General features: G+C 61.3%; 11 protein-coding genes and 6 pseudogenes. 5 read left to right on the top strand and 12 right to left on the bottom strand.

Features of this window, described 5'->3' with window-relative positions; all coding sequences use genetic code 11:
• Nucleotides 1–122: 122 nt before the first annotated feature.
• Nucleotides 123–573, top strand: a pseudogene (locus HB778_RS35370) (ATP-binding protein); the annotation flags it as partial.
• A gap of 104 nt (nucleotides 574–677) precedes the next feature.
• On the opposite strand, the pseudogene HB778_RS35365 reads toward HB778_RS35370, so the two are convergent.
• Nucleotides 678–1,177, bottom strand: a pseudogene (locus HB778_RS35365) (transposase); the annotation flags it as partial.
• A gap of 225 nt (nucleotides 1,178–1,402) precedes the next feature.
• Between HB778_RS35365 and HB778_RS35360 the strand changes: the two are divergent.
• Nucleotides 1,403–2,137 carry a 4'-phosphopantetheinyl transferase superfamily protein gene (locus tag HB778_RS35360; protein ID WP_244662074.1) on the top strand — a complete coding sequence of 245 codons (735 nt, stop codon included), beginning with the start codon at nucleotides 1,403–1,405 and terminating at the stop codon, nucleotides 2,135–2,137.
• Here the strand turns inward: HB778_RS35360 and HB778_RS35355 are convergent.
• The 7 genes and pseudogenes from HB778_RS35355 to HB778_RS35330 all read right to left on the bottom strand — a co-directional run.
• Nucleotides 2,042–2,243 (bottom strand): annotated as a pseudogene (locus tag HB778_RS35355) (hypothetical protein); the annotation flags it as partial. The gene HB778_RS35360 and the pseudogene HB778_RS35355 overlap by 96 nt on opposite strands.
• 84 nt (nucleotides 2,244–2,327) lie before the next feature.
• Nucleotides 2,328–3,024, bottom strand: a pseudogene (locus HB778_RS35350) (ABC transporter permease); the annotation flags it as partial.
• Nucleotides 3,025–3,137: 113 nt separating this feature from the next.
• Entirely contained in the window at nucleotides 3,138–3,965 is an 828-nt protein-coding gene (locus tag HB778_RS35345; protein ID WP_244662073.1) for an IS3 family transposase, read from the bottom strand.
• Between the two features lie 220 nt (nucleotides 3,966–4,185).
• Nucleotides 4,186–4,365 (bottom strand): annotated as a pseudogene (locus HB778_RS42115) (helix-turn-helix domain-containing protein); the annotation flags it as partial.
• Between the two features lie 126 nt (nucleotides 4,366–4,491).
• Nucleotides 4,492–5,094: pseudogene (locus HB778_RS42110) on the bottom strand (IS6 family transposase); the annotation flags it as partial.
• 31 nt (nucleotides 5,095–5,125) lie between these two features.
• The gene (locus tag HB778_RS35335) at nucleotides 5,126–5,545 is read right to left on the bottom strand and encodes an ABC transporter permease subunit (RefSeq protein ID WP_183465483.1); all 420 of its coding nucleotides are present in this window, start codon (nucleotides 5,543–5,545) and stop codon (nucleotides 5,126–5,128) included.
• A 16-nt stretch (nucleotides 5,546–5,561) separates the two neighbouring features.
• On the bottom strand, nucleotides 5,562–6,320 hold the full coding sequence (locus HB778_RS35330) for an ATP-binding cassette domain-containing protein (protein WP_244662080.1): 759 nt from the start codon (nucleotides 6,318–6,320) through the stop codon (nucleotides 5,562–5,564).
• Nucleotides 6,321–6,770: 450 nt separating this feature from the next.
• On the opposite strand from HB778_RS35330, the gene HB778_RS35320 reads away from it, so the two are divergent.
• Nucleotides 6,771–7,682, top strand: a complete 912-nt coding sequence (locus HB778_RS35320) for a LysR family transcriptional regulator (protein ID WP_183465482.1) — start codon at nucleotides 6,771–6,773, stop codon at nucleotides 7,680–7,682.
• A 332-nt stretch (nucleotides 7,683–8,014) separates the two neighbouring features.
• Here HB778_RS35320 and HB778_RS35315 read toward each other — a convergent pair whose 3' ends face one another.
• The 4 genes from HB778_RS35315 to HB778_RS35300 all read right to left on the bottom strand — a co-directional run bounded on the left by HB778_RS35315 (nucleotide 8,015) and on the right by HB778_RS35300 (nucleotide 15,062).
• Entirely contained in the window at nucleotides 8,015–8,455 is a 441-nt protein-coding gene (locus HB778_RS35315) for a pseudoazurin (protein ID WP_183465481.1), read from the bottom strand.
• A 1,369-nt stretch (nucleotides 8,456–9,824) separates the two neighbouring features.
• The gene (locus tag HB778_RS35310; protein ID WP_183465480.1) at nucleotides 9,825–12,926 is read right to left on the bottom strand and encodes an efflux RND transporter permease subunit; all 3,102 of its coding nucleotides are present in this window, start codon (nucleotides 12,924–12,926) and stop codon (nucleotides 9,825–9,827) included.
• On the bottom strand, nucleotides 12,926–14,152 hold the full coding sequence (locus tag HB778_RS35305) for an efflux RND transporter periplasmic adaptor subunit (protein ID WP_244662072.1): 1,227 nt from the start codon (nucleotides 14,150–14,152) through the stop codon (nucleotides 12,926–12,928). The genes HB778_RS35310 and HB778_RS35305 overlap by 1 nt, the downstream gene beginning before the upstream one ends.
• A gap of 229 nt (nucleotides 14,153–14,381) precedes the next feature.
• Nucleotides 14,382–15,062, bottom strand: coding sequence for a response regulator transcription factor (locus HB778_RS35300; protein ID WP_183454827.1), 681 nt, complete (start codon nucleotides 15,060–15,062; stop codon nucleotides 14,382–14,384).
• 373 nt (nucleotides 15,063–15,435) lie between these two features.
• Between HB778_RS35300 and HB778_RS35295 the strand changes: the two genes are divergently transcribed.
• Nucleotides 15,436–16,119 (top strand): response regulator transcription factor, encoded by a 684-nt coding sequence (locus HB778_RS35295; RefSeq protein WP_183454828.1) that lies wholly within the window; start codon nucleotides 15,436–15,438, stop codon nucleotides 16,117–16,119.
• Nucleotides 16,106–17,482 carry a sensor histidine kinase gene (locus HB778_RS35290; protein WP_183454830.1) on the top strand — a complete coding sequence of 459 codons (1,377 nt, stop codon included), beginning with the start codon at nucleotides 16,106–16,108 and terminating at the stop codon, nucleotides 17,480–17,482. Before HB778_RS35295 ends, HB778_RS35290 begins: the two co-directional genes overlap by 14 nt.
• Nucleotides 17,483–17,549: the final 67 nt, after the last annotated feature.

The following is a 17,549-nucleotide window of genomic DNA, read 5'->3' as shown; positions in this document are numbered from 1 at the left end:
GTGATCCTCGCCTGCAAACCGCCGCCGAAGTGTGATCGAAACCATCTGGCCGCATCGAGGATGAAACGGATAGTAAATCCGGACCTCAAACGCCGGACACCCGGCATTGTGGCGCTGTCTTGACGGGCACCGGAAAGACTTGGATCGCCTGCGCCTTCGCACGACAGGCGGCCCGTCTCGACTATTCCGTGCTCTACGTCAGAATGCCACGCCTGTTCGAAGACCTGGCACTGGCAAGGCTCGACGGGCGCTTCCCGCGCCTCATCGACAAGCTGGCCCGTGTTCAGTTGCTGGTGCTCGACGATTGGGGAACGCATACGCTGAGTGACAGACAAAGGCTCGATCTTCTGGAAATTCGAGGAGCGTTACCGGCGCAAATCGACCCTGATTACCGCTCAAATTCCCGTGGCCGCATGGCATGAAATGATCGGAGAGGCCACTTTAGCCGATGCGATCCTGGACCGTATCGTTCACAACGCCCACCGCATAACCCTCGAGGGCGATAGCATGCGAAAGCAGAAAACAGCGACGCTCTTGACCGGCGACGAAATAACCGAAATCAATCGCTCCTGACAGAAACAAGGCAACCGGAATCGATCCTCTTCCCTTGTCCGCGACTTTGCGAAACGCTTGGCCGCGACATACCGAAATCGCTGTCCCAATTTAGTGAAATCCGCAGTCTTCACCTTGCGCCAGGTGCGGCTGACGACGTCCTTGCCGATCGCGCCGCCAGCGCGGCGAGCGCACGCCGCACGCGCCTGGTGTTCGTGCCCGCCAGGTAGCTCGACGCGATCAGCGCGTCGGCGGCCATCGTGCGCCGCTGATAGGCGCGCAAGGCCTTGCTCTTCCATTCCACCGTCTTGTCCTCGCCAGCTTCGAGGCGCGCCCGCGGAACCGTGATCTCGGTGGTGCCGAAGGTCGCCGTCAGCGTGCGCGTCCGGCTGCCGTGGCGGTGGCCGGCGACACCGGTGGTCTCATCACTGCGCGCCGCCGGCTGCCGGCCATAACGGGGACGGGCAAGCACCGCGTCCAGCTCGGTCTCGAGCATCGTCTCGATGAAGCCGCGCACCCGCTCGCGCAGGCCAGCTTCGATCGGATCAAACCAGTTGTCGAAAAGATAGCTCGTCGCCTCATCCCCAGGATGAACGGCTTCCGCTTTCATGGTAGTCCTTGTCATGGCGTAGTCTCCTGTCCGGCGCTCTAACGCCGGATGATTCGAGGTTTGACACCCCGGAGACTACGCCACTCACAATTCCAACCACTCCTGCGACGGCACCGATCCAAAGATGGGAAGCAGATGTGGTCTGCCGCCGCTGCTGATCGACGACCGAGTCGAGCAATTCCAACGTCAAGCTGCATTGGCTGAGCTTCTCATTCGAAAAGCCCAAAGGGACCAGACAGAATGGAGACTATCACCATTGATCAACAGAACATCCTCGTCGGCATCCGTCCAATAGAACCGGCTGACGACTCCACCTTGTACGCTTCCGAAGTTACCTCATTGGGACGCGCTGTCACCAAAGTTCGCCGCCAAAGCGGTGCTGCAAGAGTAGTCGCCAGAACACTCCTTGGGCAACTGGGATTCCCACAACTGCCGATCCTCAAGACGCGCTCTGGTGTTCCGATCTGGCCACCCGGCATCGTCGGATCTTTGGCGCACCACGATACCGTAGCAGCCGCCGCCATTGCAGGGACGAAAAGGATTGCGGCTCTCGGCATCGACATTGAGCCTAATGAACCTCTGCCGGAGAACCTGATCGAACTCATTGCCACCCCTAACGAGCAACGCATGTACGATCTACATCTGCTCAAGCGGCGGGACCTCTTCGTTTTGAAGGAGGCGGTATATAAGGCGTATTTTCCACTGTACAATGATTATCTTGAATTCCAGGACGTGGAAATTGATCTCCCTGCGCGATTAGGACACGTGCCGAAGAAAGATTGCACATTTTCGCTCGAGTTACTTATTTCCACGAATGTAATCGGGTTGGCGTATTCACGGCCGAGATGCGGCAGCGGTAACTCACCACATGGTGAGAAATCAGGAAAGCCTCCGGCCCGCACTTTCTCCCGGAGCGCGCGTGCTGCAAGCCACCATGTTCATGAGGGCAGGTCGGACCACCTCCCATTTGCGTGATTTGAGGCCACAATCCGGATTTACCCACAGCGGTCGGACAATCGCTCGCGGCAAGCATGAGGAGGTCCGAAATCTCGCCAACTTCGGGGACACGTAGTGAGTGAATGAGTTCAGAGACTGAGGCCGTCGAGGATGGTTCGCGGCCCGAAACTCCTTACGAGGTTCTCGACCCTCACCACGGGCGCGCCGCTCAATCCGCCAAGGTGCGACGCCATGACAGCGACCTTTCCTGGAAGAAGCGAACGATGCCGTCGCAGCCGAGACCGAGCAACGCGTAGACGACGAGGCCGACGATGATGATGTCGGTCTGGCCGTAGTTGCGCGCGAGATCAATCATGTAGCCGATGCCGCTGGTGGCGTTGACCTGCTCGACCACCACCAGAGACAGCCAGGCATAGGTCACCGCCAAACGCAGACCAAGGAAGAAGCCGGGAAGGGCGCCCGGCAGGATGACCTCGCGGATGAATTCGCCGTAGCCCATTCGCAAGGTCTGGGCCAGTTCGACATAACGGCTGGTCTATGCTGCGCAAGCTGCTGTGGGTCTGGATATAGATCGGGATCAGGACAGCCAGCGCGATGGCCGTCACCTTCATGCCCTCGCCGATGCCGAACCACAGCATCAACAGCGGGATCAGGGCGAGCGTCGGTATCGCCCGCTTGATCTGAACGGGGCCGTCGATGATCGCCTCGCCAAGCCGGGACAACCCTGAAATGAGAGCAAGCACGGTTCCGATCAGGATGCCGAACACCAGACCCTGTGCTGCCCGCCAGGCAGACGTCATCAAGTGATCCTGAAGCTTGCCTTCGGCGATGAGATCGATGGCAGTGCCGACAACCGACCAAGGCGCCGGGAGTGTTCTCGGATCGATCAGGCCGGCGACACTGCCGAGGGTGCAAATTCCGACGATTAACCGGACACCGTTCCGATCAAAAACCGGACGCGATTGGAGTGCACCCCCAGATTGAGACAAGGAAAATCGCGGACACCTCCCGTGTTAAGCTATGCAGCCTTTTCCATCTGTCGCCCGCGTGAATGCTTCTGTTCGTATTCCTCCGGACTGAGATAGTCGAGCGCCGAATGCAGGCGCCCCGTGTTGTAAACGGTCTCTATGAAAGCACCGATGTGCTTGCGGGCATCATCTGCATCCTTATAGGCGAGCCCTTGCACCTCTTCCTGTTTCAGGGTTTTCATGAAGCTCTCCGCCTTCGCATTGTCGTAAGGATTGCCGACACGGCTCATGCTCGCTTGGATACCGTGAACATGCAGAAGTTCGGAGTAGGCCCCGCAAGCGTATTGAACCCCGCGGTCGGAATGATGGATGAGGCTCCCGGGTACGGGCTGGCGATCAGCGATCGCCATCTCGAGAGCCTCGATGGCAAGGCTTGCTCTAAGATGCGTATCCAGCGCCCATCCGACAACCTTGCGGCTAAACGCGTCAAGGACAACGGCAAGGAAGGCAAACTCCTCGGCCAGATGCAGGAAGGTGATATCGGCAACCCATAGCTGGTTTACGCCATTGAGGATCATTCCCCTCGCGAGGTTTGGCACGACTTGCCAACCATGCCTGGAGTTGGTCGTCACAGGAACAAAGGGTCTGGCGCGCAGGCACAACAGATTGTCTTCACGCATGATCCGTAGAACGCATTTGTGATTGACTTGCCACCCCTCCCGCCGCAGCAGGGCGCCAATCCGGCGGTAGCCGTAGTGTGTGTTGCCGAGAGCCAGCTTCTGAATGAGATCGCGCAAACCCGTCTCGGCCCGACGCGGGGCCGAATCCAGCCAGTGACGGTAATAGCTCGCGCGGCTGACACCAGCGAGCCAGCACATTCTGTCGATGTTGAATTCGCCTTGCGACAGGCCGGTCATCATCTTTTCGATGATTTTGAAGATCCCGTTTCGCCAGGAGCGCTGCTCCGACGCTGATCTTCCTCGAAGTGCCGCAAGGCTTCGCGAAAAAATCGAGATCGAGCTGCTGCTGCCCGACCTTCTGCTCCAGTTCCCTGATCCGGCGCCTGGCCTTGGTCAGTGCCTTTTCCTGAGGTGCCGGCACAGCAACTCCACTCTGCAGCTGTGCGGCCCCGTCAAATCCTGCTGTCCTGGCCGGCCGGCCGCGCGGACGTGACTTCAGATTACCATGAAGCCTGAGATGATCACGCCACTCGTAAAGTCGTTGGCGACTGATACCAACCTCATCTGCCAACTTGCTGACGGTTTCGCCCGCCTGCATGCGCCGGAGAAGCTCCAGCTTTTGGTCATCATCAATAACTCTTTGCCGTCCGGCCATGCCCCAGTTTCCTCTCCTTGCCGGGAAACTGTCCGCGATTTTCCTTGTCTCAATCTGGGGGTGCACTCCATTTCGGACGGCGGAGAAGATCGACACGAAATGCTGCAATGAGCCGACCGACCGGAAACCCTGTCGCGTTCGTTCCCGTTTTCGGAACGGCAGATGAGAATTCTCCGCCCGGTTGTTCAAGCCTTTATGCGAGCGGTGTTCCACGTTCGGCATGAGCTGGCGTTTGGCCGCCCCGTAGGAGCGCAGTTTGTCTGTGATCATACGCTTTGGCGGCAGACCCTGCTTCTTCAGAAGTCGCGTCAGCAGGCGCCTGGCGGCCTTGGTGTTGCGACGCGTCTGGACAATCTCGTCGAGCACATATCCGTCCTGATCAACCGCTCTCCACAACCAGCACTTCTGACCGTTGATGCGCACCACGACTTCATCCAGATGCCAGACATCGTCTTTCGTTGGTGCCTTGCGGCGTATGCGGCGCGCATAATCAGGGCCGTGCTTTCGGCACCATCGGCGGATGGTCTCGTAGGAAACGACGATCCCGCGATCGAGCAGCATTTCCTCGACATCGCGCAGGCTCAGATTGAAGCGGAAGTAGAGCCAGACAGCACGGGCCACGATTTCGATCGGATAGCGGTGGTTCTTGTAGGTCGCTGCACTCACGGTCATGGGCGCGCTGCTACCTCAATTTCCTTACCGCTTAATCAATGTGACAGCACCACCAAATCTGCCAAGATTTCAGGCCGATCGATGATGCGGCCTCCCATTGTCCATGCGGGATACTCAAGATCGCGCCACGGAATATTTCGGTGGAGTAGGCGCCAAAAATGACGGTCAGCGCGATGACACCTGCCGAGAGGGCGCTGATTTCGACATATCGGCCGATCACGAGGGTGATCGCCGCCGTTCCCCCGAAATAAATGAGGAGGATCACAAGCAGCTCGGGCACGCCCCTGATAACGGTCGTATAGACTTCGGCCAGCCACATCGGGATCCGATACGCTGACAGCTTTGACGCGGCGCCGACGAGGCCCACGGCGGTACCTAGGACACCGCTGATGGCTGCAACCAGCACGGTCATGCTCAGTCCGTGCAGGAATTGTATGGCAAAGCCGTTCATGACGCAGGTCGCCCCATCAATAATGCGATTGAAGGAATTGGCGGAGCCGTTCGGAAGCGGGCTCAAGGAACAGCTCCCGCGATGGCCCCTCTTCTTCGATTTTGCCGTCGTGCATGAACGCCGTGCGCGTAGAGACGGCGAAGGCGAGCTCATGGGTTACCAGGAGCATGGTGCGTCCTTCCTCGGCCAGCGACCGGATGACCTTGAGCACCTCGCCGGTCAACTCTGGATCAAGCGCCGACGTCGGCTCGTCGAACAACAGGACGGCGGGCTCCATGGCGAGAGCCCGCGCGATGCCCACACGTTGCTGCTGCCCGCCCGAAAGGTGGCGTGGATAGTGATGGCGCCTGTCCGCAAGGCCGACCTTTGCCAGATAGTGCTCCGCGACCCCGATCGCTTCCCGCCGTGGCTGTCGCAGGACGTGCGTTGGGCCTTCCGCGACATTCTCAAGGATCGTTCTGTGCGGCCACAGGTTGAAGCTCTGAAAGACCATCCCCAGGGAGGCCCTCACACGTTGAACTTGGCGCCGGTCAAGAATGGCGCCGCTACGGCCGTTTGCCGCCTCGCGAAGCTTCAACCGCTCACCCAAGGCCCACATGCGCCCGCGGTTCGGCACCTCAAGCAGGTTGAGGCAGCGCAACAGCGTGCTCTTGCCGGAGCTGCTGCTTCCCAGGATGCAGATCACCTCATGCCGGTGGGCGGTGAGCGTAACGCCGCGTAGAAGGGGGTAATTGCCGAACGATTTTTCAAGTCCTTCTACCCTGAGGGCCGCCACGTCATCGCAGCCTGACTTGTCGAGATCGAAGGATGCCAACGAAACGTCTTGCGCCGTGCATGCGATGCGCGCCAACCGGTTCGGCAATCGGGCCTTCCCGGAACTGGGCAAAAAGCTCCGCACTGCTGCCAACCAAGGTCGCATCATTGATCATTCCCCATCTGCGTTGAAACCCGGCAATGGTGAAGCGACGCCCAAGAGCTCGTCTCCGCCGGCGACCAAGCTTGACCGTGATCTGCCACAACAATCGGCCAAGGGAGGCGGACCGGTCAATTTATAAGCCAGATTCTTTTCTTATAAGCTGAGCTAATATAGCTGATGATGGCGTTATGCCGAAAATGCGCGTTTTCGGCTGATTTCTGCTTTTCGCTCGATCCGCCGCGTCACCGGATGATAAGTTATTTCGCTTAGCGTAGGAGCGCAGACAAAGACGACCAACGGAGGCCAGACTTGGTCGAGATTGCGAACACGGGTGTAACGCTCCGCCAGCTGCAGATTTTCCGGGAGGTCGTGCGACTGGGGTCTGAACGTCAGGCCGCCAAGGTCCTTCGCGTCACCCAATCGGCGGTGAGCCAACAGGTCGCGCAATTGGAGACGGCGCTTGGTGTGCCGCTGTTTCGGCGCGAGGGAAACCGGCTGGTCGCCACGGCGCAGGCCTGGGAGCTGCTTCGCGAGATCGACGGGACGTTTTTAAGCCTCGACAGGGTTGGAAAGTCGATCGCGGCGCTCAAGGGGATTGAGGGTCATGCAATCGGCATCGCGGCGCCAGACATCTTTTGCTTCACCCTTGTCCCGCGAGCTGTCAGGCAGATCCGTGTCCATGACCGATCCTGTGTCTTCCACGTCAAGTCAGGCAGTTACCAGGACGTCGCGGAGCATGTACTCAACGGGCGCGCTGATCTGGGCGTCTCGCGTCTGCCCCTCGACGAGAGACTCTTTGACTGGATGCCCGTCACAACCGCGACCAATGTCTGTCTCTTTCCGGCGGGGCATCGGTTAGCCGAAAAGGACCTGATCACGCCGGAAGATTTGCGGGGCGAGCCACTGATCGATATCGAGCCCCGGCAGAATACTCACCAGATGGATTTGAACGCGCTGCGCTACATGGGCGTCGAGCCGAACATCGCCGTCGAGGTGGACGCCAACGGGCACGAGGCTGCATTCATTGCGGCCGGTGTCGGGATTTCGGTGACAAACAGTGTCGTGGCGAAGGAATGCGCGCTCTTTGGCCTCCGGTTCCGACCTTTTGAACCCAGCGCAATTTATCACTACGTCGTGTTCTGGCAGCGGGGGCGCCAGTTAAGCGGCCAACTGCGGCTGGCAAGGGAACGGCTCGCCGATGCGCTGCGGGATTCCGCATGACGGAATCGGCGGAGACCTGCCGTCGCGGTCATGCCCTGGCAAACCGAAGCGAGGACGCCTCGGAGAGGTTGACGTGGCCGGTCTGGGAAGTATCCCGTGCCTGGAGGCGACACCCTGCTACGCATTTTCCGAAGTTGAAGCTGGCCGTCGTCGCGGTTTTTCCGGCCTATCGGCAGTAGGCGGACCTTCCTTTCTGGCCCTGACAAACTCTCGGTCGCCCGGATGTCAAGGGTGGAAAGGATGCGGTGCTGAAAAGACCGATGGATCCCCGGAGCCTTCCGGCTTTGGCGAAGGCCGGGCGGACCTCTCGGTCGTCCGGCCTTCGCCTGGGATCAGTTCGCCTTCATCACCTGGCTGAACAGGTCAGGGAATACGGTCCTGGCCTTGCCGACCTGCTTGACGGTCTGCGCCGCGTCGAGGTTCACGGGCTTGCCGAAGACGATCAGCGCCACCATGCCCATGCCGTAATGCGGATTGCATTTCACGCCGTAGACGCCCTCTTGCGTCAGCGTCACGGTGATCGTTTCACCAACCTTGCCCTTGAACTCCTGGGCGCCGTCGGGGATCATTCCCTGGATGGTTTCGACATTGTGGGTCTTGTCGCCAGGCACAAACTTGACCGTGTCGCCCGGTGCCGCCTTGATGAAATTGGGCTGGAAGACCATGGAACCCTTGTCTCCCTTTGTCAGCAACTGGACAATGTGTTCCTCGGCATTTGCGGCGCCGGCAAGAGCGAGCAGGGCGGCGGCGGCGGTAATCAGGCGAAGTTTCATTGAAAGTCCTTTCTTGAGTGCGTCGCGGCTTCAACCGTTGCAACTTTCTAGCCAAGGCGCGGGCTAGCGATTTGCGCTGGCGCAGCTGGTGCGCGAAATATAGCTGGGCCGCCTGGCGGCCGCCGTGGAGTCATGAGGCAGCGAGGAGCTAAGTTTGCCGCTTGACCGCTCGGTTATCGCGCGACTGTCGCTGTTCGGGGGCCTAAACTCCGCGGAACTCGACAGCGTTCTCAAGACCCCCGGTCCGTACGGTTTGCGAAGGAGTCGCCGATCTTCGAGCCGGAGTCCGAGGCGCGCTCAGTCTATGTGGTGCTTACAGGGCATGTTCGCGTCGTGCGGATCGCACCCGACGGCTGTCATGTCATCGCCCGCTACATTAGCGAAGACGCATATCCGCCGTCGCCGCGGCGCCCAGCAGACCGACTTATCCAGCGAGCGCAATTGCTGCGGTCGACTGCGCGGTCTCGGTCTGGCCGAACGCCGTTTGGCCGGATTTGTCGCCACGTTTCCCTGGCCTTGCCGCGGGAACAATCAAATCCGAGCAGGGTTGAGGTTGCCCCATCGCATCGTGACGAATGTCAGGGAAGCTTCCCCTGCTGGATGGCGAGGCTAGTGATGCGAGCCGGCCAGCGCGCTGCCCGAGCGCGATGCGAGAGTCCGGAACATCGGTACGGTGAGCACAACGGCCCGGGAAGGTAGAGCACCGCAGGTCTATGGCGCATGGTGATGACACCGCCGCGCCAACAGCGCCGATCTGCGATGCCGGCGTGCGGGCCTCGATCCGTCAGTAAGCATTGGTCGCCGCGCCCATTTTTTTCGGATCAGGTTCCAACCGGTCTGCACTACCCCCCACTTTTACGGTGATCGTGCAGCTCTGATTTTTCTTCGCCTTGGCGGCCGCCTTCAAACACTCAAACGTCTCTGCGTCTCGCTTGCCTCACTCAAAATCCAGTCCCGAAAGCTCTTAACCTTCGCAATACGCGCTTCTTCGGTGGGGGCGATGGCGTAATACCCATCTTGGGTAGGCACGGAATTGTCGATCGCGATGAGTATTTTTCCCGACGCCAAGGCGTGGTTTGCGGAAACGTCGCGTACTACTGCGAGACCTTGACCCGTGCGGCAGCTTGAATCAGCAATGTGTTGTCGGGATAGCTTGGCCCTTTCATGGTGCCTTTGGGCAGCCTCAGCAGGCGGCGCGCCGGCTGTCACAATTCCGAAACCGTCGGCTGGCGAGGTTTTTTGTCGGCGCGGGAAAGGCCCACGCCGATCGCAGTTTGCCGGCTTCAAGCTGGCCATCGCAAAGCAACCCAACCCCAATTGGGGCTCTTTCGATTCAACCGTGCAACATGCAGCCACATCGTGCCCGGCGTCATTCGAGGGCGATTTGAATTGGCGCAGCCTTAACCGCCCGCTTTCTTCGCCGACCGGCGAACCGGTCGAAGGTCAGGTAGATGACCGGTGTTGTGAACAGGGTCAGTATCTGCGAGATCACGAGTCCGCCAACAATCGCTATGCCAAGCGGCACGCGAAGTTCGGCGCCGGGGCCATGGCCTAGCGCCAGCGGCAGGGCGCCGAGCAGCGCGGCCAGTGTCGTCATGATGATTGGCCGGAAGCGCATCAGGCATGCCTGCCGGATCGACTCGGTCGGACTGAGACCCCGTTCGCGCTCAGCCTCCAGTGCGAAGTCGATCATCATGATCGCGTTTTTCTTGACGATGCCGATCAAGAGGATGATGCCGATCATGCCCATGATCGACAGGTCCTGCCCGAACAGCAGCAGCGCCAGCAACGCACCGAGCCCCGCCGACGGCAGCGTCGAAATGATGGTCAACGGGTGGATCGCGCTCTCGTAGAGCACGCCGAGCACGATGTAGACCGCGATCACCGCCGCCAGGATCAACCAGGGCTGGCTGGCCAGCGAATCCTGGAAGGCCTGCGCGGTGCCCTGGAAGGAACCGGTGACGCTGACCGGCATTCCAGCATTGATCTCGGCGGCGTGGATCGCCGTCACCGCATCGCTGAGCGACACGCCGGGCGCCAGGTTGAACGACAGTGTCGTCGCCGGTAGCGAGCCCTGGTGGTTCACCGTCACCGGCAGGACGCCGTTCTTCACACTCGCCAGCATGCTCACCGGGATCAGCTTCTGCGTTGTTGAGGAGCGGACATACAGGCGGCTCAGCGCATCCGTGTTGAGCTGGAAGCTCGGATCGAGCTCCAGCACCACATGGTACTGGCTGACCTGCGTGAACAGCGTGGCGACCTGCCGCTGGCCGAAGGCGTCGTAGAGGACGTCGTCGATCGCCTGCACGCTGACGCCGAGCCGCGCCGCCGTCGGGCGGTCGATATCGAGCGTCGCGCTGGTCGCCGCCGGCCGCGCGTCCGACGACACGTCGAGCAGGCCAGGCAGCGCCGCAATCGCCTTTTTCATGGTCGCCGCCCATTTGTCGAGCTCGGCGGAATCGCCGCTTTGCAGCGTGTATTGGTATTGCGCCGCGCCCTGGCGCCCACCGATCTGGATGTCCTGGCGAATCAGCATGTTCAGCGTCAGGCCCTCGATGTTGGCCGCGGCCGACTTGAGTCGTGCCATCACCTGCCTGGCGCTGGCCTTGCGTTGTCCAAAAGGCTTGAGGTTGACCTGGATCTGTCCAACGCTGACCGACGGGCTGGGGTTGATCCAGAAGCCGACGTTGTCGACATCGGGATCCTTCTGCACGATGGCGCCGAGCTGTTGCATCTTCGTCGACATCGCCTCGAAGGAAATGTCGGTGGCCGCCTGTGCCTGCCCCTGGATGTATCCGGTATCCTGCTCGGGCAGGAATCCCTTCGGTGTGATCGTGTAGAGCCATAGCGTCAGCGCCAGCGTGCCGACCGTGACCAGCAGCATCAGCGCGCGATGCGCCAGCACGACGTCCAGGCAACGCGCATAGCCGTTCGTCACGGCCTGGAATCCCCGCTCCGACCATCGATAGAACTGTCCATGCTGGCGGTCGTGGTCAGGCTTGATCAGCCAGGCGCACATCATTGGCGTCACGGTCAGCGAAACCAGGCCCGATATCAGGATGGCGATGCTCACCGTCACCGCGAATTCGCGGAACAGCCGGCCGACCACACCGCCCATCAACAGGATGGGGATGAAGACGGCGATCAGCGATATGGTCATCGAGATGATGGTGAAGGTCACCTCGCGCGCCCCGTCTATCGCCGCCATGGTCTTCGACTTGCCCATTTCGAGATGGCGGGTGATGTTCTCGATGACAACAATCGCGTCGTCAACGACGAAACCCACCGCGATGACCAAGCCCATCAGCGATAGGTTGTCCAGGCTGTAGCCGAGCAGATACATCACGCAGAACGTGCCAAACAGCGACAGCGGGATCGTGATGCTCGGGATCACCGTCGCCCAGAAATTGCGCAGGAACACGAAGATCACGCCGACCACCAGCGCGATGGTGATCAGCATCGTGTATTGCACATCGGCGACGGATGCCTGGATGATCTGGGTTCGGTCGCCCACCACCGTCAGCTTGACCGATGCCGGCAAGCTTTGTGATAGCGCCGGCAGCCGGTCCTTGATCGACTGGATGGTGCTCAGCACGTTGAAGCCGGCCTGCTTGTGGATATCGATCATTACCGAGCGCGTGCCCTGCAGCCAGGCCGCCTGGTGCGTATCCTGGGGCGCGGTGAGAACCGTGCCGAGGTCGCCAAGCAGGATCGGTGCGCCGTTGCGATAGGCCACCACCATTCCCTGATAGGCCGGCACATCGACAAGCTGATCGGTGGCGCCGAGCACGACGGTGCGCCCATCGCCGCTGAGCGAGCCTTTCGGCGCATTGACCGTCTGCTGGCCGATGACGGTGCGCACGTCCTCCAGCGTCAGGCCGCGCGCGGCGACTTTTTCGGGATCGAGTCGGATGCGCACCGACGGGCGTTGCGGCCCGTGAAAGTCGACGAGGCCGACGCCCATCATCTGCGACAACTGCTGGGCGATCACGTCCTCGGCATAGTGGTCGAGCTCGGTCGTCGCCATGATGTCGGAGCTCAGCGAAAGGGTCAGCAGCGTCGCCTCTGCCGGATTGACCTTGTGGTATGTCGGCGGGCTGGTCATGCTTTTGGGCAGCAAGCCGCTGGTCGCCGAGATCGCCGCTTGCACATCCTGCGCTGCGGCATTGATGTCGCGCGTCAGGTCGAACTGCATGACGATCGTGGTGCGGCCCGACGCACTGGACGACGTCATCTGCGTCACGCCGGAAACGCTCGACAGCGAATTTTCCAGCGGTGTCGCAACCGTGTTCGCCATCGTGTCGGCGCTGGCACCCGGAACCTGCGCCTCAACCTCGATCGTCGGGAAGTCGATCTGCGGCAACGGCGCCACCGGCAGGCTAAAATAAGCCACCGCGCCCAGCATCAGGACGCCGAGCGCCAGCAGGCAGGTGCCGACACGGCGCCGGATGAAGAGTTCCGAGATGCTCATCATTTCGTCTCCAGCGCCACCTTCTGGGACGGGTCGTCGGCCTGCGTCACCTTCACGCTCGTCCCCTCGGTCAGGCGGGACTGGCCAGACACCACGATGTTGTCGCCGGCCACCGCGCCGGAGGTCAGCATGGTGACGTCGCCGACCACATCGCCTGTGGTCACCTTGGCGATGGTAACGGTGTTGTCCGGCTTGACGACGAAGACATAGGGGCCGCTCTGGCCGCTCTGCACCGCGGCCGAAGGCAGCACGACGGCGTTATGCTCGGTACGCACACCGACCTGAACCGTCACCAGTGCCCCCGGCCAGAGCGCCTTGTCGTTGTTGTCGAATTCAGCTTTCAGCTTGATCATGCCGGTCGTCGTGTCGATCTGGCTGTCGATGGCCGTCAGCTTGCCGTCAGCGATCTTCCTGGAGCTGTCCCTGGCGTCGGCGGCAACCGGGAGCGACCCGGCGGACTGGCCGGACTGAAGGTCGGGCAACTGGTCCTGGGGCAGCGAGAACTGCACGGCGATCGGTTGCATCTGGGTGATGGTGACGATGCCGGTGGCATCATTGGCATGCACCAGCGTACCCTCATTGGCCTGCTTCAGGCCCACGCGCCCGGAGATCGGCGCGGTGATCGTAGCATAGTCGAGATTGAGCTTGGCGGTATCGACTGCGGCCTGATCGCCATCAACCGCCGCCTGCATGACCGCAACCTGGGCGCGGGCCGTATCGGCCGCCTGCGTGGTGCCGGCCCCGGACTGGGTGAGCTTCGTCGCCCGCGCTTCATCGGCGCGCGCATTGGCGAGCTGCGCGACATCCTTCTGCAAAGTGGCCTGCGCCTGCGCGAGCAGCGCGGCATAGGCCCGTGGATCGATCTGGGCAAGGATATCGCCCGCCTTCACCTCCTCTCCCTCGCCGAAGAAGATGCGCTGTATCTGTCCGTCGACCCTGGCCTTGACGTCGACCTGGTTCAGCGGAAGCACGGTGCCGAGCCCGGTGCGCGCGATCGGCAGGTCGCGTACAGAGGCAATGGCGGCGGTGACCGGAATCGGCGCGGCGGCGATCTTGGCAAGCGGCGCGGTATCGCCCTGGCGGAGCGTCAGGGCTCCGGCACCTGCCGCCACGACAAGGATCACGCCGAGCGCCAGCCACCGTACCGTGCCGAGAGCGGACCTCTGGCCGTCTGCCGTCTTGCCACTAGTTGTCTGGTTGTCTTGGTTTTCAGGGTCGTCGCGCACAGGGGGCTCCATGGTTCGACTGCCGTTGTGGCGGAAGAGACGGCTGGCATTTCTCTGTTTCAACGGCGTGCCCAAAAAATGGGAGCGCCCTTGGAGACAGTTTTCGGCCGGCGTCCCGCTTCTCGACAGGCAGCGCAGTGCAATTGCTGCATTGCACAATCACCATGGGGTCGCGTTCATGTCGGCCCGTTCGCCCGAACATGAAATATCGTTCAGGTAGGAACATTCGCTAGGGCCGCTGCGGACTGAGAACGTAGCCCGAGCCCTGCACCGTGTGGATCAGCGGGGCGGCGAACCCCTCATCCACCTTGCCGCGCAAGCGGTGGATATGCATGTCGACGACGTTGCCGCGCGGTTCGAAATCATAGGGCCATGCCGTTTCGAGCAGCATCGAACGCGTCACGATCTGGCCGGCGTGGCGCATCAGCAGCTCCAGCAACAGGAATTCCCGGTACTGGAGATCGATGTGGCGTGCACCGCGCACCGCGCGCCGGCCAAGCACATCAAGCTCCAGGTCGCCGACCTTCAGCACCGCCTGCCGCCGTGTCGGCTGGACGCGCCTTGCCAACGCGTCGAGTCGCGCCAGTATCTCCGAGAAGGCATAGGGCTTGGCGATGTAATCGTCGCATCCCGCCTGTAGGCCTTCGATCCTGTCTTGCGTGCTGGCGCGGGCGCTCAACATCAACGCCGGCACCTGGTTGCCGTGGGCCCGGATGCCTTTGACCAATTCGATCCCGTCCATCTGCGGAAGCATCCTGTCGAGGACGAGAACGTCGTAGATGTCTTCCAGCGCCATGGCCAGGCCCGTCGCGCCGTCGCGAGCGCGGTCGACGACATGGCCGGCTTCCGAAAGCCCGCGCTTCAGGTAGCTTGCCGTCTTTTCATCGTCTTCGACAATCAGGATACGCATCGGACCGCCATTCTCGCCACCGGAAGATGAACCGTTCCCATGATATGGCGAAATTGCCGGATCAGAGGATCTGGAAGGAGAAACCGAGCTTCCCAGGACCAGGCTGACGCCAAACGCACCGACCGGATTTGCATCTCCCGCAAAACATAGGCGCGAGAGGCGACCATGACCAGATTTGCTCAGTCTCGTCGCGGCCCGCCAGTGACCTTCCTTTGCCATCGTCAGGTCGCCGCTGTGGACCTCCGCCGAGGGCTTTCCGGAATCAAACATGAATCCGATTTAATGTTGGCGCGAAACCGATCTAGGTCGCATGCGTCTAAAGGAATACCATATGCAAGCAACAACATGACCTTGCTCGCCGTCGGAGTGCAGTGTGACAACCATACTGGTGATAGAGGACGATGCGCAGACCTCGCGCGAAATCGAGGCTGCGCTTGTCGACTATGGATATGAGACGCGGACGGCCTTCACCGGCCGCGACGGTCTCGTGAAAGCGATCAGCGATCCCTATGATGCCATCGTTCTCGATCGCATGCTGCCGGGCAACCTCGACGGGCTGGGCGTGCTGGCGGCGCTGCGTGCGGCCGGCATCCATGCGCCGGTGCTGATCCTCAGCGCCTTGACGGCCGTCGATGAACGCGTTCGCGGACTGAAGGCCGGCGGCGATGACTACTTGACCAAGCCTTTCGATTTCCTTGAGCTGACGGCCAGACTGGATGTCCTGCTCCGCCGGCGCAATGCACCGATAACCGAATCCGTACTGCGTGCCGGCTCGTTGGAGGTGGACCTTCTGACACACACCGTTCGCCGCCAGGGCCAGCTCGTCGACCTGCTGCCGCGGGAATACCGGCTCTTGGAATATCTTGTCCGCAATGCCGGACAGGTGGTGACGCGCACCATGTTGTTCGAGGAGATATGGCACTACCGTTACGACGAGCCAACCAATCTCATCGATGTGCATGTCAGCAAGCTGCGGCGCAAGATCGACACGGCCGGCGAGCCGTCGGTCATCCAGACGGTGCGCGGCTCGGGTTACGTCCTCAATGCGGCTGGTTGAGCTCTCCAGGACAACCAGCTTCAGGCTGGCGATCGCGTTCCTGGCTTTGTTCGGCCTGGCGTCGCTGACACTTTTCGCCTTCATCTCATGGGAAGTGAAAGGCTTTCTCTCGAACAGGGTTGACGAGTGGGTGCAGCGTGAGGGCAAGGTGCTATCGCGTCTCGATGCGACCGCGCTGGCGCAGAGGCTGGACAACCGCCAGCGCGACGACGCCACCACCGAGCGGCCGATTACCCTTTACGATGCGACCGGCAAGGTCCTCGCCGGCAACCCGCTACCCTTCCCCGCCGGACATGACAATGCCACCGCCCCGTTCGAGTTTGGCCACGGAAGCCATCTTCCCATGGCGCCCTTTCGCGGGCTGACCTGGCGATTGCCGACAGGCCAAACCCTGCTTGTTGCGCAAAGCGTCGACGAATTGAACGAATTCGGCGACGTCCTGCTCGGCGCAATGTTGCTCGCCGGCGGCGTGACGACGGTTCTGGGATTGGTTGGAGCGATCCTGATCGGCGCCGGTGCCGTCCGGCAACTGGACGACATCACCAGGGCGACCCGCAGCATCGTCAAGGGCGACCTCTCCGGCCGCCTGCCGACGCGAGGCAGCGGAGACGTCGGGCGGCTTGTCGCCGTGGTCAACGAGATGTTGGACGAATTGCAGCGGCTGATGAACGAGGTGAAAGGCGTCTGCGACAACATCGCCCATGAAATGCGCACGCCGCTGACCCGCCTGCTTGCCGGTCTCGACCGTTCGAGAAGACGGTCGTCATCCACTGCCGACTATGCCGAAAGCGTCGACGAGGCGATTGCCGAAACGCAAGGCATCTTGAAGACCTTCGGCGCGCTGTTGCGCATTTCCGAAATCGAGGACGGCGCGCGGCGGGCCGGTTTCATCGACGTCGACCTTGGCGCCATCGTCACCGATGCCGTCGAGTTCTACGAGCCGCTGGCCGAGGACAAGAACATCACGCTCAGATCCTATTTCGAGGGCGAGCCCGCCAGACCCTCGCGCGGTGACCCGAGCCTGCTCTTCGAGGCTTTCGCCAACCTGATCGACAATGCGATCAAATTCACGCCGGCAGGCGGCTCCGTCGAGGTCCGGTTTGCCCGCAGCGGCGCAGCCGACATCGTCTCTGTCAGCGACACCGGCCCCGGTATTTCCGAGGCCGACCGAACCATGGTTCTGAAGCGGTTCTACCGCGCGGAGCCGAGCCGTCACGAACCCGGCAACGGCCTCGGCCTCAGTCTGGTGGCGGCGATCGCGCGCTTACATGACATGGATATGGTGATCGAAGGACCACCCGGTTGCCGGATAGCCTTGACCCGCGACCGATCCGAGACGCTGTCGCACATAGTCGAGAATTGAGAGCCTTCTCTGATTGGGGTCGTTGAGGTCAAGATGCTCCTGCACTTTTTTCTGGACCGTTCCGTGG

Source organism: Mesorhizobium huakuii, assembly GCF_014189455.1.
Taxonomy (GTDB): domain Bacteria; phylum Pseudomonadota; class Alphaproteobacteria; order Rhizobiales; family Rhizobiaceae; genus Mesorhizobium; species Mesorhizobium huakuii_A.
Note: the sequence above shows the minus strand (reverse complement) of the source record. Positions and strands in the feature narration are given on the sequence as shown.